Below are 20,046 nucleotides of genomic sequence, written 5' to 3'. Positions count from 1 at the left end.
ACTTTATTTTTTAAGGAAAATAAAGTTAAAATACCAGTGCCTTTTTAATTCTGCAAAGGTTTTCGTGTTTTAATTTCAGCATCACCTTTTGAAATTGACTGTTCGGGTCAATATCTATTTCGTAGCTATACTTTCCGTTTCCCAAGGGTGTTTCTCCGACATAATCAATGGGCTGAAGAGTAAACGTTTCTCCATCGATTTGAAACTCAACAAAAACGTATCTGTAAGCAACATCGAACGTTTTATATTCGGATTTTGAATTTGAGTTAAGATTTCCAAAATATACTGTCTCTCCTGATGCATTTACCTTTATATTTTCATAATTGAATCGACTTATATTAGAAATTCGAATTTCCAAATTCGCTACTTCGTTGTTACCTTCGGGTGAAAAGCATCCGAAAAATGACATCAGTATTAGTGCCAGTGTATATGTTTTTTTCATTTTTTTCTTATGTAAATTAAAGTCTATTATGCTTGTTTTCAGGTAAATATAAAACTTACGCTTTAAATTCGTTTAAATTTTTAATAAAACCGTCCAAAGAAATAGCAGATGTAACTGAAAAATCTCCAATTTTTGTTCTTTGTAGTTCAGATAAATGTCCTCCGGATTGTAGTGCTTTGCCAAAATCATTTGCTAAAGAACGAATGTAAGTTCCTTTACTGCAAACGACTCTAAATTGTATCTTCGGGAGCTCAATGGTAGTAATTTCAAACTCGGAAATCGTAACTTTCCTGGGTTCGATATCTACAGTTTTGCCTTCTCTTGCCAATTCATATAATCGTTTTCCGTCTTTTTTTACAGCTGAAAAGATAGGAGGTTTTTGTTGAATACGGCCTATGAATTTTTGAGCGGTCTCATATATGAAATCGCTATGAATATGGTCTATGGGGTACTTTTGATCAACTTCCGTTTCCAGATCAAAACTGGGAGTGGTTCCTCCTAAGGTAATAGTACCGATGTATTCTTTTACCTCACTTTGATACTTGCTAATATTTTTAGTCTGTTTTCCGGTACAAATAATTAATAATCCGGTAACCAGCGGGTCTAAAGTCCCGGCATGCCCTACCTTTATTTTACGAATATTAAAACGTTGTTTAATGTGCCAACGAATTTTATTTACCACCTGAAATGAAGTTTGGTATAATGGTTTGTTGATAAGTAAAACCTGCCCCTCTTTATAATCTTCTGCAGTCATGCAATTTAGATGGTCAATTTATAAACAAAAAAGTGAGTTATCAGAAGAAAGATACCTAGTAGTATACGATAATATCCAAAGATTTTAAATCCTTTTCTACTTAGATAATCAATAAACGATTTGATGGCAATCAACGCTACTACGAAAGCAATGATATTTCCAATAATCAGGTAATTGATTTGTTGGTCAGTTAGTTCAAAACCGGCATTATAATAATCATATCCTTTTTTCAAGGTTGCGCCCAACAAGGTGGGTACTGCCAGAAAAAAAGAAAATTCCGCTGCGGTTTTTCTATTTATTTTTTGAGTCATTCCTCCTACGATACTTGCTCCACTTCTTGATGTTCCGGGAATCATTGCCAAGCACTGAAAAAAACCAATTTTTAAAGCAGTCATGTAATTAATTTCCGTATGTGCTGTTTGGTTTGCTTTGTCAAATTCTTCATTTTTTTTAAACCAATCATCTACTTTTAATAAGATAAATCCGCCTATAATTAGTGATATGGCAACTGTTATGGGGCTTTCCAGAAGATCATCAATAATGTTATTTAATAAAGGCCTAAAATAATAGCAGGTACAAATGCAACCATTAGTTTTAAATAGAAATCAACGCTTTGAAAAAAGCGTTTCCAGTATAAAACAACTACAGATAAAATAGCACCTAACTGAATGACGATGGTGAATAGTTTTGTAAAATCATCACCGGCAATTTTCATAAACGAAGAGGCAATGATCATATGTCCTGTAGAAGAAATAGGCAAATATTCTGTAATTCCTTCAATAATTGCCAGAATAACAGCCCCCAAAATATCCATTTATTTTTTGAGTTTTAGCATGATAGCATAAATTTCCACACCCAATCCTATGATAACCAATGTAGGAGCTAAACGGATACGTCTCCAACTATAAATAGCTTCGTTAAAGATTTCAGGATCATCGCTTCCGCCACCGGCCATCAAAATAAACCCAAGCGCAATTATAGCAATGCCTATAAACATAAATTGGTAATTCTTTTTTCCGAATAAAAATTCCGGTTTATTATTTTTTGTATTCATATTTTCAATAATATAATTCGTTTGTTTGTAAGTTTAAAAAACGTTGTGTAGCAAAAAATGTACTGATCCAACTAATTAAAAACGACATGATCAATACACCTCCGGCCAAATAACTCAATGTTATATAATCTTCTGTTAATGCTAACCCCGGAATTTCTTTATCCAAATAATAAATGATAAAAGAGATTCCCGCTAATGCAAGGATAGCACCTAAGAAGCCTAATTTTATACTGTTCCAAATAAAAGGTTTTCGAATAAAATTTTTTGTGGCACCTACCATTTGCATGGTTTTGATATTAAATCTTTTTGAATAGATAGACAAGCGTATAGAGCTGTTAATCAGAATAATAGAAATCAATCCAAAAAAACTACTTATGACCAATAACCAAAAACTGATCTTTTGTATATTTTTGGTAAGTAATCGTATTAAAGGCTTGTCGTAGGAAACCTCGGAAACAAAGGCATTTTCTTTGAATTTTTTTTCTAATTCAAGCATTTTTGAAGGAGTTACAAATTCGGCTTTTACATATACGTCTATTCCGTCTTTTAGAGGATTTTCGCCTAAAAATATTAAGAAATCCTCCCCTATCTCTTTACGATATGTTTTGGCAGCTTCTTCTTTCGTTATATACACAATTTTTCTGGTAAATTTTTCTTTTTCCAAAGATGCTTTCAGGTTTTCAATATTATTTTTTGTGAGACCCTTTTTTAAAAAGAGCGTTATTGCTACCTGTTCTTTAAAAAGATTCGCAACTTTTGTAGATTTTAACAATACCAAACTCAAAATACCTACCATAAACAGCACCAAAGCAATGCTTACAACAACAGAAAAATAAGAAGATCGTAATCTGCGTTTTTGATAAGAATCAAATTTAGAAGACATAAAACCGGGTTAACGCTTGCAAGATACAAATTAGCATCGAAAAATAGAATAGTGGAAAAGTTAGAAAGTTCTAAAGTTACTTCTTTTAAAATCTGTTTGAAATTAAATGATATTCAAGCTACTACAGGAATCAGACAACAAGTCAGAGATTTAAAATGCCCATTGATTATTACAGTTATAATATATTTTTAATAATGCTTACATAAACCCAGTTATTATTTACTTTTTTATAAATAATAATATTCTTATCCGTATAAGAAAAGTCGTAACAAATAATTGCATATTTCTTATTCAGTGTATAAATAGGTTTTGATATTCTGTTTGAATTGGAATTAAAAGATATTTTGAAGTCATGTATTTTATTCAAGTCTTTTTCTTGCCAATCACTTAAATTACGGATTTGTTCTAATAATGATGCTATATCTTTCTTTGCTAATAAGCTATCAAGTACTTTAAATCTATTGGAAAAACGAATATCCAATTTTTCTTGCTCCTCTGTTGAGGCCCAGATAATTTGCTGTTTTTTTGTCATATCCTTTAGTAATTCTGACAGGACTTTCATTAAAAAAACGAAATTTATAGTAACGAGATATTGCTTTCGTTGTAAAGTTAGCTCTTTTGTTAATTGAAATAACATCATCTCCTTTTGATTCCCTACAACTTAGAATCAGAAATACAAAACTTAATAGGGAGACCTTTTTAATTACATGTTTTATTTGAAACAGCATTATCATTATTTTGTTGTTCATTATTTAATGCCTCCTTCTGCTTGTTCATCAGCATTTAATCTGTTTTTTTCTCGATATATAGTAGATTTAAGATCATTTTTTAATTGTCTTTTTTAGCATATAAATCATTATAAATAGTGATACTAAATAAACAATAATTTCTTTTACAAGTATATAATTAAAAACTTGTTTTGAAGGAAAATGGTATTGCTTCATCGGAAATTGATAATTATGATCGTTAAGACAAATCAAAATAACTATAAAGAAAGACAAAATATACAACGCCAAAATTTTAAGCTTCTTAAATGATGATATAACAAAATATAACAAAATTGATATTAGGAAGTAAGCCCAAAAATGAAATATAAAGCTTAGCTTTATATAACCTAATGGGCTAAAAATACCATATAAACTTTCCCTAACTTCTCCTAAAACTAAAAACCATCGTAATGCTATGTCTAAAATACTTTTTATAAAAAAAGTAATTAGTGATATAATTAATAGCGTGAAAATTATTTTTTTCATTATTTAATAATTAATTGCATCCTAAATCACTAATTGGTCTTTCTCCACTCAATACTTCTTCTACTTTATCCCAATCTGGTCTGTTCTTTACAGGTGTTACAATAGTTGAAGAACCTCCATTATTATTGACAAATTGACTCGTTTTAGCTTGGAAGAAAGCCCATAAAGAATCCGCACCTCCAAAAATTTGAGATGATGCTAAAAGCTCCATTACACCTGAATCAATTCTGTCGACACCTCGAACAAAAAAGTTAAATGAACCATTAGCATTTTGTTCATAGCCAAATTGACGTGTACCACTTACAGGGTGATTACCTGCATAAGGAGCGTTCATAGTCATAAAGTACCAATAACTATTTGTATACTCCGTACAAACAACAACACCATCATCTCCGGGAATATCTATATAAATGATACTTCCCAATGGATTATTCGAATTCCAAAGAGTAGTTTCAGTTTGGCACATTGATGCTATTTCACAATAAGGCTCAAAAGTAGTATCAGATCCCTCTACAAAACTGTTAAAATTTCTTCTCATATAATCTAAGTGTCTCGTCCTAAAATAGGGCTACAGTTAATTATTAAAATTTATGCTACATTTTTGTGCACGTAATTAGGTGTTTTATAATCTAAAGATAAATGTAATCTTTTATTATTATATAATTTGATTGCATTTTTTGTTGCTTTTTTGGCGTGATTGATATTTGTAAATGTTTGGTCGAGGAAGAATTCATCTTTTAAAATTCCGTTAACTCTTTCGGCCATTGCGTTTTCGTAGCAATGATTTTCTTGGGTCATACTGATTTGTATCTTTTTTCTTTTCAAAATTTGAGTATAAACATTGCTACAATATTGTATTCCTCTATCAGAATGATGTATGATTTCTTCGGTATTTTTAGTTTGATAAATAGCTTTATTTAAAGCTCTAACACAGCCTTTAAGTTCTAAACTATCACTAATATCATAGCCTACTATTTTTCTTGAATACATATCAGTAATAAGTGCTAAATAACAAAATCCATTTATAGTTCTTATATAGGTAATATCCGAAGCCCAAACTTGGTTAGGTCTATTAATGATCAGGTCTTTTATGATATTTTTATATTTATAAAAACGATGGTAAGAGTTGGTTGTTTTAGAAGAATATTTTTTCCTTCTAATTAACAAATTATTTTCTTTTAAGATTCTAAATAACTGGTCTCTACCTATATTTATATTCTGTTTCCTAAAATCATTATGTAAGGATTTCATTAGCTTTCTAGTACCTTCTCTGGGTAATGTTTTCCTGCTTTTTTTAACAAGCATTATTACATTTTGTTCTATTTGTTTTTTAAGAACAAACCTTTTTTGATATTTGTAATAAGCATCTCTTTTTAACTCGAAAGCATTACAAATAGTAGCGATGGCGTACCTTCTTTTTTTTCTATTAATCGGTGCTATTTTCATTAAGGCTTTATGTTTAAGTTTTTTTTTAATTCTTCAACATTTTTATAGCCAAGATTTTCAGCAGCTACTTCAAGATAACTATCATTCACAAGTTTATCTAGATCCTTTTTAATAAGAAGATCTTTGAGTTGTTTTAGCTCTTTTTGAAGGGCTTTAATACGGGATAATTCGTCGTCTGTTTGCACGGTTACACGGGTGTTCATTAAATCTTTACGGTCATATTTTTTAATCCATACGTTTATCGTACTAGATTGTATGCCGTAAGTTAAGGCAATTTGTCTTTTGGAATGGTTTCCTTTGGTAAGTTCTGCTAATACTTTGAGTTTAAAACTCTCACTATAACGTCTTACATATCCATCATTTTTATACATATACTTGTTGTTTTTTGTATACATATTTCAGGACGGGTCAAAGAACTCATCAGCAGTAAATTGTTGATTTGTAGAAGGGTTATTTGGCAAAGAAGTTATATTTACACTGAAATAATCTAAGTTGACGACAGTACCATTTGCATCTTCAAGAGATTGTATCTCAAAATCATTTGCCCAAGAATTTGGTAAATTCTCTATTTCATCTAAAACACTTTGTGGGGCTGAATGTTGAGCAAGTGTTTGCCAATACTGTATTTGGTCACAATCAATTTCAAGTAATGCAAATGGATTAGTAACTGTTAGTGTATTTAACTCATCTACAATAATACAATTAGCTAAATTTTCTCCTCCGGAAACACAATTACAAATACTATTACTGTAGCCATTAACTAAACAAGCCTCATAATAATCCAACATACAATCTCCATTCAAATCTCCTTCCGGTCTGGGATCACATGGCGTTTCACTGTGCATGATACCCACAGGAGCCGTAAGTGTCGTATCTCCATCACCACCGGAGTTTCCTCCGCCACCTCCAATAAGCTGATCTCCATTGGAACCGTCATCTCCTCCCACCGGGTCTCCCACAGGACTGTCCGGAACACCGTAGTTCTCACAATGTGAAAAATCTATATACAACAGCGGACTACCATTACAATAAGTAACCCCATCGTTTTGCAAAACCGGCCAGTGTCCGTCCGCATTGCCTCCCAAATTACAGTGGTCATATACCAAAATACCGTCACAAGGACCGCTACCCGTACCACCACCGTCATTCGGAAAAACCCAATCAAAAGCATCTCTGGAAGACAGGTTGAGGCCTTCCAGGCTTAGGTATTCTTCGGAAATCACATAGGAAGTGGCTTTCTCATACAATGTTTCGGAATCGGTAAGGTCAGTGAACTCGTAGGAAACTAAAAAATAGGTAAACACACCGTTGTGTTTTTTTACCAGAAAGTTTTCAAAGTCAGAAGTTTCCAAAACAGGGTTTTGTGTCCGGAATGTCCAGGTGATGACATCGTCTATGACAATTCTGTTAATCTCATCGGTAAAGATGGTGAGACCTTCTGCCACTTCAGTAGCACTTCTGCTATGGATGCTTTGTAGCGAGTGGTTAGAAAATCGTCTTTCAATCAGAGGTAAAGAGGGTTTTATTTCCTTGTCTGCAAGTAGTTCCCGGTAAGTTATTTTCGTTAAGGAATACTTGAGCTTGTTAGAGGTAACAGTGTTTTGAGGATTCATAAAATCTTCTCGTATACAGTTCCATAAGAACAAAGATAGGCTAAAGAGTAAGACCCCGATTTTGATGAATGAAGTTTTTTTCATTTTCATGGTTTAAAATTGTTTAAATTAGTTAATACGCACCGTTTTGCTGTGTCCGTCTGGCTACAGCTACCGGATATTTCTTTTTACAGGCATTTTTTTGGAATGCCTTTATTTCCTACCGTCAGAACAAATGATGTACTGCCCGTTTATGCTTTTTGCTTTATGCTAAAAAAAGACAGTGCTAAAAATGGTGCAATGAAATCGGCCTACTGAGAGGAATGGGGGTTATAAGATTATTTTTTAAACTATAGCTCTCCTTATTTCAAGTGCAAGCTAAAAATATGCAAATCATTCTTTATATCCAAATAAATATATGAGGATATCAGGGTAAACGCATTAAAGTTAACATGTTTTTAATCAATACTTTATGATTTTTTAATTCCAAGTTAACCTGTAATTATTTTCAAAAAAATGAATAATCATTAAAGGTAAGTTTAAAAAATTACGAATAAAATCCATTATTAAATGTCAATTCTTTAATGAAAAATTAGTTTTACTGATATATTCATAAAAGTTTAATGCGTTTGCCCTGATGAGGATATTTTTTCTTAGACAATTTTTAAACCACTTTAGCATCGATCCTGGTATTATTTATTAAATACGAGCAATTCTCTATAATTAACCTGCAGGATGAGTACCCTCTATTTCCTGGCATAACTCAACCAAAATACTATTCGTGTTTTTGGGATGTAGAAAAGCCACCCATTTGTTATCGGCTCCTGTTTTTGGTGTTTCATTAAGAACAGTAAAGCCTGCTGTTTTTAGACGGGCAATTTCAGAAACGATATCATTTACGGCAAAAGCTATATGATGAATTCCTTCTCCTTTTTTTTCAATAAATTTTGCAATTGGGCTTGCCGGATTTGTAGCTTCCAATAATTCTATTTTATTAGGGCCCATCTGGAAAAAAGAGGTTTTTACACCTTCGGAGGCTACTTCCTCAATTTTATAGTGAGATTTGCCAAAAAGGGAGGCAAATAATTTATTGGCATTACCTAAATCTTTTACGGCAATGCCTATGTGCTCAATTTGATTCATGTGTTACTTTCTTATCGACAAAAATAGCTAATCTTTTGTGAAATTATAAGTACATTTACCTCGATGGAAGAAACAAACAGGCAAAAAAAAATTGCCGCAGTATTACAAAAAGACCTGGCAGATGTACTTCAAAAAGATGCTCAAGATGGCATGCGGGGGGTTATTATCTCTGTGTCCAAAGTTTCTGTTACTCCGGATTTAGGGATAGCTAAAGTATATATAAGTGTTTTTCCTTCCGGCAAGAGAGAGGATATCATGAAGGCAATACAATCTAATGCTTCTCTGATAAGGCAGGAAATAGCACAAAGAACCAGAAATCAATTGAGGAGAATGCCTGAATTATTATTTTTTGGTGATGATTCGTTAGATTATATAGAGCATATAGATAAATCGCTACGAGGAGATGTGGACAACCCTATTAAAACCCCGGAAATAATACTCGGACGGAAAAAAAAAGAGAACTTTTAGAAGATAATTTTTAAGTTGCAGTACTAGTACTATGGATATCAAATCGGAAAATTGAATTTTTCATATTACATAGCAAAGAGATATTTATTTACCAAAAACAGCAATAATGCCATTAACATTATTACACTCATTGCTTCTTTTGGAGTGATTATAGGAGCTCTGGCACTGTTTATTATTTTATCCGGTTTTTCCGGGCTAAGAACATTTAGTTACTCGTTATTAGCTATTTCTGATCCGGATATTAAAATCTCAGCAGTTAAAGGAAAAACATTTTTATTTACTGACAGTCTTCAAAATAAATTGACAGGAAATACGAAAATTGCTGTTTTTTCCAAAGTAATTGAACAGCGTGTTTTTTTGACGTATAATGAGAAGCCTTATATTGCTTATATAAAGGGAGTTGATGAGCATTACAACCACGTAACTAAGATAGATTCTGCAATCGTAGTGGGCTCATGGCTGGATCCAAAATATGTAAAAACTGCCGTTTTGGGAAACGGAATTTCGTTTAAACTTTCTCTGGGAGTGATGAATTTTACAGAACCCCTGGAAATTTATGTTCCGAAGCCGGGGAATAAGATCATACATCCGTCAAATTCTTTTAATAAAATAACAGCTCAAGTTACCGGTATTTATTCCGGAACAGAAGAATTTGAAAATAAATATGTTTTTGTAAACTTACCGTTAGCACAACAATTGTTAAAATACAAAGACAATCAAATTGCTGCTATAGAAATTAAATTAACCGACCCTAAAAATGCGGATAGTTTTGCTGCCGACTTTCAAAAACAAATAGGAAATAGTTTTAAAGTCGAAACCAAAGCACAACTCAATGCTTTGTTTTATAAGGTAATAAATACCGAAAACTTTGTTTCTTATTTAATATTTACTTTGATTGTTATTATCGCCTTATTCAATGTGGTGGGTGTAATTATAATGATGATTATAGACAAACAAAAGAATTTAAAGACCCTGTTTTATATGGGAGCCTCTTTAAAAGATATTCAAAAAATATTCGTTTTTCAAGGTTCTTTATTAACACTCACAGGAACATTTATCGGGCTTTTCTTAGGGGTACTATTGGTTTTTATACAACAAAGATGCGGACTGTTCATAATTGCCGAACATATTCCATACCCGGTAGAACTAAGAGTCAATAATTTTGTGATAGTAGCTGCTACTATTATTGTATTAGGCTATTTAGCCGCTAAGATAGCTAGCAGCCGGATATCTAAAAGCTTTATAGAACGATAAATTTTATTTATAGCACATAAATAAAATCTATTATAAACACTCAATACTAAATCTTAATACTTACGTTCTAACTTGAAACTGTATTAAAGAGACCTTTGAACAAAAATTGATTTGGCAAAAAAGTTCAACGCCCGAAGAAAATTTTGAACCGGAGTAACCTGTTGGTTTTGAGGGTTTAAAATTTTCGAGAAGGAAGAAATTTGAAGCCAAATCAATTTCAATACGGAATATATCACTATTTTGCAAAGGCCTCTTAAACTTAAAATTTTAATGTTAACCCCAACAAAAAGTTGATAGTTGCCTGCGGATAATACCCTGCTCCGTCACCGGTAATTGTGCTTCCGTTAGCTCCCGTAAAATCAAACGTAAAATAATATCCTCTGTCTACATATTTTGCATTAAATATATTGTTGATTAAACCGGAGATAGTAATAGAATCAAAAATAGTTTTTGTTTCTATTTGGTACACAAAATTCAAATCACTTGTAAAAAAACTTTTTAAAACATCATTTTCAGAAATACGACTGTTTAAATTACTCATAAATTGTTTTCCCACATATTTTGATAATAATGAAATTTGGAAACTTTCCTTCGGTTGATATGTAATGATGTTTCCTAAAATGATATTGGGAGAAAATGATAAGGGTGTATTCCCGAGGTTTTCTACTATACCGTTAATGGGTGCTTTAAAATTGCGATTCCTGTTTTGGCTTAGTGCCAGATTAGGTCTGATACTAAATTGATCAGATAATGAAATTTCCGCATCAACTTCCAGACCTAAGCGATAGCTCTTTCCACTGGTGGCTCTTACGGGAGCTCCAACATCATCTAATGCTCCGGTTAATACCAGTTGGTTTGTATAATTCATAAAATAAAGATTCGTATGCAGTTTTACATACTTTTTCTTTAATCGCCATCCAAACTCAATATCGTCTAAGGTTTCATGGGTCGTTACTCCTCCTTCAAAATCGTTTCTGTTAGGCTCCCTATTTGCTCTTGCAAAAGAAAGATACAAACTGCTGTTTTCTTTTAGTTGATAAATAAAACCCATTTTCGGATTAAAAAAATCAAACGTTGCGTCTACATTAATAGCATCAATATCAGAAGTAATTCCTTGTGTTTTATAATTTATAAAACGACCTTGCAGGTCTATATATCCTGAAAAGTTTTCATTGAATTTGTATGTGGCTTTCGTAAATACGTTAAAATCAGTTTTTTTAGAATCGCTAAAATAATAACGATCTCTAATGTTTGCATTTGGTGCAAATTGCTGCGCCCAAATGACTTCGCCAAAATGATCTCCTGTATATTTAATATAGGATATTCCAGTGATAACGTTGAGGTGTTCATTTTTATAATCAGTATTGAAATTTGCTACATAGAAGGTATTATCCAACCAACGCCTTACAATCAAATCTGTTCCCCCGTTTCCATTGGTAGCTACTACAATTCCGTTATAACCAGCAATACTTTCTTCATCTTTGAATTGTTCAAAAAAACCGGCCCCCTGAGTATAGTTCAACCCTAAATTGGTAGACCAGCGATCATTCCATTTTTCATTCCAGTGAAGCTGATAATGATCTTGTTTATAATCATCTACTTCATTTTCATAGGTATATGGGTTTTGTCTTCTGTTGTCTTCCAGTTGTTGTGCAGTCAGTCCAAACCAGGCTTGGTAAGTTCTTTCTTTTCCTCCAAAGACAATGGTTTTCACCAAGGTATTATCATCAGAATAAGCACCTTGTAAAAAGTAGGATTTTAAATCGGCAAAAGCCCTGTCTACATATCCATCGGAATAGATATTAGATAAGCGTCCTGATATTTCGAAATGCTCATTTAATTTTCCGGTACTCCATTTTGCGGTATGTTTTCCGGTACCAAAAGATCCAAAAGAATTTGAAATTTCCCCATAGGATTTTTCCGAAACAGCATCGGTCAATATATTTAGGCTGGCTCCAAAAGCACCGGAACCATTGGTAGAAGTACCCACACCTCTTTGGAGTTGTAAGTTTTCCGTAGACGATGCAAAATCTCCCAGATTCACCCAGAAAGTACCATGACTTTCCGCATCGTTATATGGAATCCCATTGATCGTTACATTAATGCGTTCACCGTTAGAACCTCTAACATTTAAATAGGTATACCCTATGCCGGCCCCGGCGTCAGAAGAAGAAACAACCGAAGGGAGGTAATTTAAAAGTACAGGAATGTCCTGCCCTAAATTACGCTTTGCAATTTCTTTTTTGCTCAGGTTAGAATAGGTAACCGGAATTTCAGAGTTTGCCCGAATAGCGGAAACCAAAACTTCATCCAGCGTAATTGAGTTAGGAGATAGTTCAATTACAATGGTTTGATCTTTTGCGAGGGTTATCTTTTGTTCTTTTGTTATAAACCCGACAAAAGAAATGCTGATAAGATAATTCCCCTGTTCTAAATTGAATGTGAACGCTCCTTGCAAATTTGTGGAAGTCCCTTTGTTAATTTCTTTTATGAAAATAGCTGCGTCTGCCAGTGGTTCTTGGTTTTGATCTACTACTTTCCCTGACAACTTAAACGTTTGTGCGTGCAAAACACTTATTGCAAACAAGCTTAAAAAAGGTACTAATATCTTCGCTTTTTTAAAAAATAATATACATTCCACTTATAAAATAAAATGAATAAAAAGAGGCAATTATTACTGTTTTTGAATACTTAATTTCCTTGGCAACATTACCCGCCCAGGTTCTATGGGTATGATCTCAGCCTTATTAGTTGCAAGCTCAAAAGTGAACACTTGGTTAAACTTTGTAGTTACCACTAAAAAGCACCCCTTTATAGAGAACAGTACAAAGGTAAGGTGACCCTCATAAAATAGAAAATTAAAAGTTATTTATTTAGCATCATTGAAAAAGTTGCATAAACGTACCTCAAAAATCCCGGCTAATGATATCAGTGTACTTACAAGTAATCTGGTATGACCATTTTCAATTTTGCAATAAGCATTTTGACTAATTTTTAAAAGGTCAGCAATATTTTGTTGTGTATATCCTTTTTCGTGGCGAAATTTTCTTATTCGTATGTAAATCAGTTGTAGAATTTCTTCTTCCATCTTCAATTTTTTATTTAGTAGCGATTCAAACATACAAAAATAAACAACGTTTAAAGCAAAACCTTACTAAAAAAAGAGCTAAAAACAGCAGAATATTCTTAAAAGCTATAAATTATAGCTTTTAGCTATTGGTTTGATATTAAAAGCATTGTACTTTGGCATTAAATTCTGTGAAAAGGAAATTTTATCAGAGGTGAAGAGGCAGTGATAGCTGCCTCTTTTTTCATTGAGTATTTTTAAATCAGAAATGGTATTAGATTTATAATTCTGACTAACGTAAAATTAAGTTTCTGTATTACAATTAGTTGTGTTTAAATTTAAATCTTCATGAGTTAGACCAAATTTATGAATTTGGTTTCTAATTCTTTTGACTAATCCTAATTTTCTTTTTTGATCTAGATAAAGATAACCTTCTGGGTTTTCGTATTGGACACCTTTGACGACCATATTCCAAATAATTACTGCTAATTTTCTAGCTGTTGCTGTAATAGTAGAGACTCTTCTTTTTCTAAAGTTAATTCTGTGAAAAAAATCTCGTAATTGCGGCAAAACTATTTAGGATGCATGCCATATAGGCTCTGTTACACTTAATAGCGTTCAAAGTCTTTTTGATTCAAAATCAATTTTAAAGATACTCAGTGTAACTCAGGCTACACCTGTGTTTTTAACTCGAACTTTGAAATTTTCCTCACACAGTCTTTAGATCATTTTATTATTCTTTTGGGTATTATAAACAAATTGTATGCAATTTTGACGCAACCATTCTGTTTTTTTCACATCTTAGAATAAAAAACTAAAAACCATGATCAAATCGCCCAGACCATTATTTGTAGTAACCCTATCGTTACTTTTGACCATCACTCAAATAGCGTGTAATAGCAATAAGGAAGATGATCCTAATTTAAAGTGTAAAAATGTAATCTGTACTGAGGAAATTAGAGTTTTTATTGTATCCATAAAAGATCAAAATCAAAACCCCGTTATTTTAGATTCTTTTAAATGAGTTCTAAAAGAAAATTCACAATAATCAATGTTTGTTACATATATTTACGCTTTAAAAATGAGTTCTGTGACTAAAAAATAGCCGTCAAGAGTGAATTTTAAGTTTAATTAGAAATGATGAAGTATTTAAAATTTTTGCCCTTTTATTTATTATCTATTTTCCCTTTACGATTTTTATATATAGTCTCGGATTTCACATTCTTTTTTATATACTATTTGGTCAAATACAGAAGAAAAGTTGTCAACTCAAATATGGAACGCTCGTTTCCGGATAAAACAAAGGTTGAAAGGGTAAGAATAGAAAAAAAATTCTACAGACATTTCTGTGATGTTTTTTTTGAAACAATAAAATGCCTGACTATTAGCAAAGGAGAAATTTTCAAGCGATTTAAAGTCAAGGATATTGAAATGGTTGAAGAATACTATCAACAAGAAAAGAATATCATAATATATACTGCACATTTCGGAAATTGGGAATGGTTTGGTTTTTTACCATTATTTCTTCCTCATCAATGTACGGCGTTCTATCAAAAATTATCCAGTAACTATTTCAATCATTTAATGCAAATTATAAGAAGTAGATATGGCATTATTTGTATGGAATCGAGCAATGCATATAGAGGGCTCGTCAATTTGGAAAAAGATAATAAGTTTACGTTTAACTGTATAATTGGCGACCAAAGCCCGGGTGTAAAAACCTCAAAACACTGGGTCAAGTTTTTACATCAGGATACGGCATTTTTAGTAGGACCGGATAGAATTGCAAAGAAATTAAATTATGTAGTTATATTTTCAACTTTTAAAAAATTCAAAAGAGGAAAATATGAATTAAGATTTTCGCTAATTGCCAGGAACCCAAAAGAAATTGAAAGCTCGGAACTTATTGCATCCTACTCTAAAAAACTGGAAGAATCCATATTTACATCACCCGAAATGTGGCTATGGACTCATAATCGTTGGAAATTAACCAGACCTGACACAACATAAGCATATAAAATACACAATTACGAATTTTTACTTTCTCTAGATCAACAGCTTAGTTTAATTTTTAGATTCGATATAATTTATCACGATTTCAACCTTCGTTATGAAGTTCCGGGTTTAATAGTGATAACATATCTTCTTGAGTATTTATCCCTTTGTTTTTGTTGTACCAGATTTGTAAGCTCTTTTTAAAATCGGCATCTAACCGGCCGTGTTTGGATTTATAGTCATTTACCATTTTAGTAGCAATACTAGGCCTTGGACCCCAGGAGCTTAGAACTTCTTTTTCTTTATTTATAGCAATTAATTTCGGAATTGATTTTGTTCCGTTTGTTAAAAATTGATTCATCAATGCTTCATTCTCATCACGAAGTACAATCTTCAATTCTATATTGGGATTTAATGCAGTTATTTTATGAATTACAGGCAAGGTCTGTGCTGCATCACCGCACCAGCTTTCAGTCAACACCAACCAGGTTTGAGGCATTTTAATTTTTCTGACATCTGAAACGGTTTTTACTGTTAATTTAATGGTTTTATCTAAACGATCCATTCTTTTGTCATTTAGTATGCTGTAATTTAAAAGGCTTTCCGATTGATAAGGCCCCGTTGATTTACCGTCAGCTATCAATTTTTTAACTAAATTTCTGTATTCCGGATAAGAAAGTGTTTTTTTTAGGCTATGGTCAATAGTTTTTTTCATATTTAATTCAAGGTTTTAATGAAAAGTTATGCTATTTTTCAATATTTTACTTAGCGTGTTTTATTCTTCAATATTATCAATAATGCCTAAACGTTTAGCACGAAGTTGCCAACTTTTACGAGCCAATAACTGTAGGTCTGCTACTGTGTCGCTCTCATCCATGATTTCCAGGCCCAACAGTGTTTCTATTACATCTTCCTGTGTAACCAGGCCACTTACGGAACCGTATTCATCTACTACCAAAGCAATGTGCTCGCGTTGATCTATTAATTGTTCAAATAAATTAGGAATAGGTAAATTGCGTTTGGTAATTAATATCGGGCGTTTGATGTTCTTTAACGGCTGTTCTCCATTTCCTTTAATAATGGCTTCTAATAGTTGATCTTTTAAGAAATACCCTATAATACTGTCCGGGTTTTTCTTATAAACCGGAATCCTGGAAAAGCGTAATGAAGGGTGTGCATCAAAAAAAGATTGAATGGTCTGTTCTTCATCAGCAGATGTTAAAATAGTTCTGGGAGTCATAATATCTTTTACCTGAACTTTCTTGAAATTGATTAAATTTTTGATCACTTTGCTTTCGGATTCCTGAAAAATACCCTCTTGTTGTGCGATATCTGCCATAGCCGTAAAATCTTCTCTGCTTAGTACAGAGCCGTACTTGTTTTTTCCAAAGAGTTTGGTGATCAATTGTAGTATAAAAAGAATACCTATCCATTTAAAAAAGAAAATCAATACAGACAAAAAAGCAGTTGTGAGGCGTGCTAGCTTTTCCCAATGTGTTGCGCCAATGGTTTTTGGAATGATTTCGGAAACTATTAAGATTAAGATTGTCATGATAGCCGAAACGATTCCCACTATATTCATACCTAAAATTTCAAACTTATAGGGCAATTTTTCTGCTTGAACCCCTACTAAAACCGCACCAACAGTATGTGCTATGGTATTGAGTGTCAGAATAGCAATTAAAGGTTGGTCAATATCTTCTTTGATTTTTTCCAACGTGTGTGCATATGCCTTACCTTCCGAAATTTTCACATTGATAAATGTGGGTGTTACACTTAATAGAACAGCTTCCAGAATGGAACATAAAAAAGAAAAGAATATCGAAATAAGTGCATAAAAAAATAAAAGTGTCATGAAGCTTTATTATTTATGCAAAAATAAGAAGTCAAGATGAGTTCAACAAGAAATAATCATGTTCACATATTTCATTGGTACTAAAATGTAAATAAGATTATAGTTTAACAGTTCTTTTATTTTTTGGAATCGGTTTTATTTCCTGAAGCTCAAATTTTGCATCTAATTCTTCAATATATCTTATTTTATAGCGAAGTTTTGTTCTTTTAACCCATATAACGATTTCTCCAAACAGGCTTGCTAGTACTAGTAAAGTTGAAGCTATTAAATTGTTATTTTTCACTGTAAAATGATTTTCAATTCTATTGGAAATCCCTGTCAATATTAAAACAATAGAAATTACCGTAACAGAAATGGTACACAGATGCCGCTCTTTATTCCATCCGTTTGAAACAAAATATGCCCAGCAATTTCTCATTTTCTCTTTATCATGAAAACTTACCTGTTCAATAAATATTTTAGGGATTGTAATTTTATAGTACTTAAAACAATTCTTATTTGGATAACTCTGCCAAATATAAAAAATAAATATGTATCTTTTAAAAATCTAAAAAAACAACCTTATTTAGGTATGTCCGTTATCTCCGAATATTTCTAATGAGCCCTTCCTGAGCTACGGCACCTACTAATTCGCCTGTTCTCGTAAATATGTTTCCGATAGCCAGGCCTCTGGAACCATATGCATTAGGAGATACTATTGAAAAAAGCATCCAGTCATCAAAAGTAAAGTCTCTAAAAAACCACATAGAATGGTCTAAACTTGTTATTTGAGTGTTGCCAAAATTAGCCTTACCGGCATTCGGTTTTAGAGCCGCCGTTAGAATATTATAATCGGAAATATATGTTAAAACCTGTTGTTTTAAGGGTAAATCTAATGTGCCGGCATCTCCTTTTAACTTGAACCAGACATCTTCTACAGCCAGTAAATTTTTAGGGCTTGCAGGATTAATCATTTCAACGGGCTTAAATTCTACAGGTCTTTCCACTTTTAAAAAAGCATTCATTTTATGAGGCAGCTTCGGCCCGAATTTGTCTAGTATTTCACTCCAACTTAATAATTCTTCAGGTTGTTTAATATCTTGTTTGATGGACATCTGGTGCTCATAACCCACTTCTTTTTTATGGAAAGAAGCTGCCATAATAAACAGCGTATTTGTTTCTTGTATGGCGGTAACTCTTCTCGTAGAAAAACTTTTTCCGTTTCTCATTTCCTCTACCCGATAAGTAATGGGTTTTAAGAGGTTTCCCGACTCTAAAAAATAGGAGTGCAAAGAGTGTACAATCCTGCCGTTTGAAATGGTCTTATAAGCTGCATGTAATGCCTGAGCCAAAACTTGCCCGCCAAATACATTCGGACCTCCGATAGTTTTACTCACTCCGCTATACAAATTATTGCCTGCATCTTCTAAAGTAAGAATTGCTATAAGATCATGAATTGTTTTCATTGGGGATTACAATATTTTTAAATGGAAATTTTTGGTTGAATTTTGTAGGTTGCAGATTTGTCAAAAATAACCTTAGAAGTTTATTTGTAATTGATTTTTTATGACGAATATATACGGTTAGATCTTCCGGGATTGCTCCGACAGAACTTTTAATTTCACTGGCAGTTCTGGCAAAGTTCAACGTCTTTAATTTTTTATCAATAGCAATCATTATATATTCATACAGCATTCTTTGATATACGGCATATTCTCTATTATATTGATAATCAATACCCACAAAATGAGCATCTAAAGATGTACCGTTGATTAGCCCGGACATAAAACCTATCATGGTATCTTCTAAATAGTAGGCTTTTAAAATATAGCAATCACCTAATTTTTCAATTAAATTCTTATAGGTTGCCAGATTAAAATCACCAAAATTAAAATCCGCTTTGGAAACCACTTTTTCGTAGAGGTGAGTCATTTTAGGTAATAAACGGTCAATATTTTTTGTCGTAATATCTATAATATGTAATGTGTCACTTTTATGTAACGCTTTTTTGGCTTTTACTCTAAATTTGGTTTTTAATGCAGCCAGGTAATCGTCAAAGGTGTTCCAGCTTTTATTGATTTCCAGTTTCATGTTGGGCTCAACATTGATACTGTAATAATTATAATCTAATAACTCATTTGTAATAAATAGCGAATTTTTGATGAAATCCTTTAAAATGAAAATAGCAATTTCTTTATCTTTGTGTTCCGAAGCAAAACTCTGGATAGCCTTTCCCAATTGTTTAATGGTATTGTTTTTATCAACTCCGTCTTTAATAAAAATACCATGTTCACCACTCACAAAAATATTGCCGCAAACTAAAAATTTAAGAGGCTTTTCTTTAGGTAATAGTCTTATTTTTCTGGCTATAGCAGTCACTTTTCGTAAAAGTTTCTCCAAATCATTTTTAATGGAATTTACATCAAAACCAATAATTTGAAGGGTAGCAAAAGCGATTGCTTTTTGTTGTTTATTTACTAAAACAATATAAGAAAAATCAATTTGTGTATTGTTGTTTTCCAAAGACTGTAAATACTCTTTATGAAAATATAGATTGGTATCACAAGCCAATTGTTGCCAGACAATATCGGGAATTTGAGAAACACTGGAAAAAGTACGGGCGTTATAATTGTTTTTGCAAATCAAAAAAAATATTTGGTTTAAAGATATATAATTCTGTTACGAATAAAATGGTAGAGACCTTTGTAAAATTGATTTGGCAAAAAAGTTCGACGCTCGAAGAAAATTTTGAACCGGAGTAACTTGTTGGTTTTGAGGATTTAAAATTTTCGAGAAGGAAGAAATTTGAAGCCAAATCAATTTCAATACGGAATATATCACTATTTTGCAAAGGTCTCTGG

Annotated in this window: 22 protein-coding genes and 2 pseudogenes; 5 read left to right on the top strand and 19 right to left on the bottom strand. The window is 32.4% G+C overall.

Annotated features, from left to right (window positions below; genetic code table 11):
• Positions 1–25: 25 nt before the first annotated feature.
• The 10 genes and pseudogenes from GKR88_20920 to GKR88_20875 all read right to left on the bottom strand — a co-directional run bounded on the left by GKR88_20920 (position 26) and on the right by GKR88_20875 (position 7,535).
• The gene (locus GKR88_20920; protein ID QMU66505.1) at positions 26–442 is read right to left on the bottom strand and encodes a hypothetical protein; all 417 of its coding nucleotides are present in this window, start codon (positions 440–442) and stop codon (positions 26–28) included.
• 55 nt (positions 443–497) lie between these two features.
• The gene (gene truB, locus GKR88_20915) at positions 498–1,196 is read right to left on the bottom strand and encodes a tRNA pseudouridine(55) synthase TruB (protein QMU66504.1); all 699 of its coding nucleotides are present in this window, start codon (positions 1,194–1,196) and stop codon (positions 498–500) included.
• 5 nt (positions 1,197–1,201) lie between these two features.
• A pseudogene (locus GKR88_20910) lies at positions 1,202–2,010 on the bottom strand (undecaprenyl-diphosphate phosphatase).
• Complete coding sequence (locus GKR88_20905) at positions 2,011–2,250, bottom strand: DUF3098 domain-containing protein (protein QMU66503.1); 240 nt, start codon at positions 2,248–2,250, stop codon at positions 2,011–2,013. It abuts the pseudogene before it with no gap.
• A gap of 4 nt (positions 2,251–2,254) precedes the next feature.
• Positions 2,255–3,133 (bottom strand): FtsX-like permease family protein, encoded by an 879-nt coding sequence (locus tag GKR88_20900; protein QMU66502.1) that lies wholly within the window; start codon positions 3,131–3,133, stop codon positions 2,255–2,257.
• A 175-nt stretch (positions 3,134–3,308) separates the two neighbouring features.
• The gene (locus tag GKR88_20895) at positions 3,309–3,695 is read right to left on the bottom strand and encodes a hypothetical protein (GenBank protein QMU66501.1); all 387 of its coding nucleotides are present in this window, start codon (positions 3,693–3,695) and stop codon (positions 3,309–3,311) included.
• A gap of 701 nt (positions 3,696–4,396) precedes the next feature.
• The gene (locus GKR88_20890) at positions 4,397–4,924 is read right to left on the bottom strand and encodes a hypothetical protein (GenBank protein ID QMU66500.1); all 528 of its coding nucleotides are present in this window, start codon (positions 4,922–4,924) and stop codon (positions 4,397–4,399) included.
• Positions 4,925–4,974: 50 nt separating this feature from the next.
• Positions 4,975–5,832 carry an IS3 family transposase gene (locus tag GKR88_20885; protein QMU66499.1) on the bottom strand — a complete coding sequence of 286 codons (858 nt, stop codon included), beginning with the start codon at positions 5,830–5,832 and terminating at the stop codon, positions 4,975–4,977.
• Complete coding sequence (locus GKR88_20880; protein QMU66498.1) at positions 5,832–6,203, bottom strand: transposase; 372 nt, start codon at positions 6,201–6,203, stop codon at positions 5,832–5,834. Before GKR88_20880 ends, GKR88_20885 begins: the two co-directional genes overlap by 1 nt.
• A 27-nt stretch (positions 6,204–6,230) precedes the next feature.
• Positions 6,231–7,535 carry a hypothetical protein gene (locus tag GKR88_20875; GenBank protein QMU66497.1) on the bottom strand — a complete coding sequence of 435 codons (1,305 nt, stop codon included), beginning with the start codon at positions 7,533–7,535 and terminating at the stop codon, positions 6,231–6,233.
• Positions 7,536–7,544: 9 nt separating this feature from the next.
• Here GKR88_20875 and GKR88_20870 point away from each other — a divergent pair, with 9 nt between their 5' ends.
• Entirely contained in the window at positions 7,545–7,742 is a 198-nt protein-coding gene (locus GKR88_20870; GenBank protein ID QMU66496.1) for a hypothetical protein, read from the top strand.
• 405 nt (positions 7,743–8,147) lie between these two features.
• On the opposite strand, the gene mce is transcribed toward GKR88_20870, so the two are convergent.
• Entirely contained in the window at positions 8,148–8,567 is a 420-nt protein-coding gene (gene mce / locus GKR88_20865) for a methylmalonyl-CoA epimerase (protein ID QMU66495.1), read from the bottom strand.
• A gap of 63 nt (positions 8,568–8,630) precedes the next feature.
• Here mce and rbfA point away from each other — a divergent pair, with 63 nt between their 5' ends.
• Together rbfA and GKR88_20855 are read left to right on the top strand one after the other, a co-directional pair.
• Positions 8,631–9,035, top strand: a complete 405-nt coding sequence (rbfA, locus tag GKR88_20860; protein QMU66494.1) for a 30S ribosome-binding factor RbfA — start codon at positions 8,631–8,633, stop codon at positions 9,033–9,035.
• A gap of 51 nt (positions 9,036–9,086) precedes the next feature.
• A complete protein-coding gene (locus GKR88_20855; protein ID QMU66493.1) occupies positions 9,087–10,289 on the top strand; it encodes an FtsX-like permease family protein in 1,203 nt (400 codons plus the stop codon).
• Between the two features lie 259 nt (positions 10,290–10,548).
• Here GKR88_20855 and GKR88_20850 read toward each other — a convergent pair whose 3' ends face one another.
• From GKR88_20850 to GKR88_20840, 3 genes and pseudogenes are all read right to left on the bottom strand, one after another.
• Entirely contained in the window at positions 10,549–12,858 is a 2,310-nt protein-coding gene (locus GKR88_20850; protein ID QMU66801.1) for a TonB-dependent receptor plug domain-containing protein, read from the bottom strand.
• Between the two features lie 300 nt (positions 12,859–13,158).
• The gene (locus tag GKR88_20845; GenBank protein QMU66492.1) at positions 13,159–13,410 is read right to left on the bottom strand and encodes a helix-turn-helix domain-containing protein; all 252 of its coding nucleotides are present in this window, start codon (positions 13,408–13,410) and stop codon (positions 13,159–13,161) included.
• Between the two features lie 249 nt (positions 13,411–13,659).
• Positions 13,660–13,917: pseudogene (locus tag GKR88_20840) on the bottom strand (IS110 family transposase).
• 262 nt (positions 13,918–14,179) lie between these two features.
• Between GKR88_20840 and GKR88_20835 the strand changes: the two are divergent.
• Complete coding sequence (locus GKR88_20835) at positions 14,180–14,380, top strand: hypothetical protein (GenBank protein ID QMU66491.1); 201 nt, start codon at positions 14,180–14,182, stop codon at positions 14,378–14,380.
• 113 nt (positions 14,381–14,493) lie between these two features.
• Positions 14,494–15,366, top strand: coding sequence for a hypothetical protein (locus GKR88_20830; protein ID QMU66490.1), 873 nt, complete (start codon positions 14,494–14,496; stop codon positions 15,364–15,366).
• Positions 15,367–15,454: 88 nt separating this feature from the next.
• Here the strand turns inward: GKR88_20830 and GKR88_20825 are convergent, their stop codons facing one another.
• From GKR88_20825 to GKR88_20805, 5 genes are all read right to left on the bottom strand, one after another.
• The gene (locus GKR88_20825; GenBank protein QMU66489.1) at positions 15,455–16,066 is read right to left on the bottom strand and encodes a thioredoxin family protein; all 612 of its coding nucleotides are present in this window, start codon (positions 16,064–16,066) and stop codon (positions 15,455–15,457) included.
• Positions 16,067–16,126: 60 nt separating this feature from the next.
• Positions 16,127–17,206 carry a DUF21 domain-containing protein gene (locus GKR88_20820; protein QMU66488.1) on the bottom strand — a complete coding sequence of 360 codons (1,080 nt, stop codon included), beginning with the start codon at positions 17,204–17,206 and terminating at the stop codon, positions 16,127–16,129.
• A 97-nt stretch (positions 17,207–17,303) separates the two neighbouring features.
• Positions 17,304–17,624, bottom strand: coding sequence for a hypothetical protein (locus tag GKR88_20815; protein QMU66487.1), 321 nt, complete (start codon positions 17,622–17,624; stop codon positions 17,304–17,306).
• A 160-nt stretch (positions 17,625–17,784) separates the two neighbouring features.
• A complete protein-coding gene (locus tag GKR88_20810; protein QMU66486.1) occupies positions 17,785–18,651 on the bottom strand; it encodes an acyl-CoA thioesterase II in 867 nt (288 codons plus the stop codon).
• Positions 18,635–19,831, bottom strand: a complete 1,197-nt coding sequence (locus GKR88_20805) for a GNAT family N-acetyltransferase (GenBank protein QMU66485.1) — start codon at positions 19,829–19,831, stop codon at positions 18,635–18,637. The genes GKR88_20810 and GKR88_20805 overlap by 17 nt, the downstream gene beginning before the upstream one ends.
• Between the last annotated feature and the right edge of the window lie 215 nt (positions 19,832–20,046).

Source organism: Flavobacteriaceae bacterium (genome assembly GCA_014075215.1).
Taxonomy (GTDB): domain Bacteria; phylum Bacteroidota; class Bacteroidia; order Flavobacteriales; family Flavobacteriaceae; genus Polaribacter.
The sequence above is the reverse complement of the archived record's forward strand: the minus strand, read 5'-3'. Positions and strand labels throughout refer to the sequence as shown.

What these genes read in the sequence shown, in the direction of transcription:
- GKR88_20875 (QMU66497.1), bottom strand. Translation starts at nt 7,535, where the DNA reads ATGAAAATGAAAAAAACTTCATTCATCAAAATCGGGGTCTTACTCTTT.
- GKR88_20890 (QMU66500.1), bottom strand. Translation starts at nt 4,924, where the DNA reads ATGAGAAGAAATTTTAACAGTTTTGTAGAGGGATCTGATACTACTTTT.
- GKR88_20900 (QMU66502.1), bottom strand. Translation starts at nt 3,133, where the DNA reads ATGTCTTCTAAATTTGATTCTTATCAAAAACGCAGATTACGATCTTCT.
- GKR88_20885 (QMU66499.1), bottom strand. Translation starts at nt 5,832, where the DNA reads ATGAAAATAGCACCGATTAATAGAAAAAAAAGAAGGTACGCCATCGCT.
- GKR88_20895 (QMU66501.1), bottom strand. Translation starts at nt 3,695, where the DNA reads ATGAAAGTCCTGTCAGAATTACTAAAGGATATGACAAAAAAACAGCAA.
- GKR88_20830 (QMU66490.1), top strand. Translation starts at nt 14,494, where the DNA reads ATGATGAAGTATTTAAAATTTTTGCCCTTTTATTTATTATCTATTTTC.
- rbfA (QMU66494.1), top strand. Translation starts at nt 8,631, where the DNA reads ATGGAAGAAACAAACAGGCAAAAAAAAATTGCCGCAGTATTACAAAAA.
- mce (QMU66495.1), bottom strand. Translation starts at nt 8,567, where the DNA reads ATGAATCAAATTGAGCACATAGGCATTGCCGTAAAAGATTTAGGTAAT.
- GKR88_20825 (QMU66489.1), bottom strand. Translation starts at nt 16,066, where the DNA reads ATGAAAAAAACTATTGACCATAGCCTAAAAAAAACACTTTCTTATCCG.
- GKR88_20815 (QMU66487.1), bottom strand. Translation starts at nt 17,624, where the DNA reads ATGAGAAATTGCTGGGCATATTTTGTTTCAAACGGATGGAATAAAGAG.
- GKR88_20845 (QMU66492.1), bottom strand. Translation starts at nt 13,410, where the DNA reads ATGTTTGAATCGCTACTAAATAAAAAATTGAAGATGGAAGAAGAAATT.
- GKR88_20880 (QMU66498.1), bottom strand. Translation starts at nt 6,203, where the DNA reads ATGTATAAAAATGATGGATATGTAAGACGTTATAGTGAGAGTTTTAAA.
- truB (QMU66504.1), bottom strand. Translation starts at nt 1,196, where the DNA reads ATGACTGCAGAAGATTATAAAGAGGGGCAGGTTTTACTTATCAACAAA.
- GKR88_20810 (QMU66486.1), bottom strand. Translation starts at nt 18,651, where the DNA reads ATGAAAACAATTCATGATCTTATAGCAATTCTTACTTTAGAAGATGCA.
- GKR88_20905 (QMU66503.1), bottom strand. Translation starts at nt 2,250, where the DNA reads ATGAATACAAAAAATAATAAACCGGAATTTTTATTCGGAAAAAAGAAT.
- GKR88_20920 (QMU66505.1), bottom strand. Translation starts at nt 442, where the DNA reads ATGAAAAAAACATATACACTGGCACTAATACTGATGTCATTTTTCGGA.
- GKR88_20820 (QMU66488.1), bottom strand. Translation starts at nt 17,206, where the DNA reads ATGACACTTTTATTTTTTTATGCACTTATTTCGATATTCTTTTCTTTT.
- GKR88_20835 (QMU66491.1), top strand. Translation starts at nt 14,180, where the DNA reads ATGATCAAATCGCCCAGACCATTATTTGTAGTAACCCTATCGTTACTT.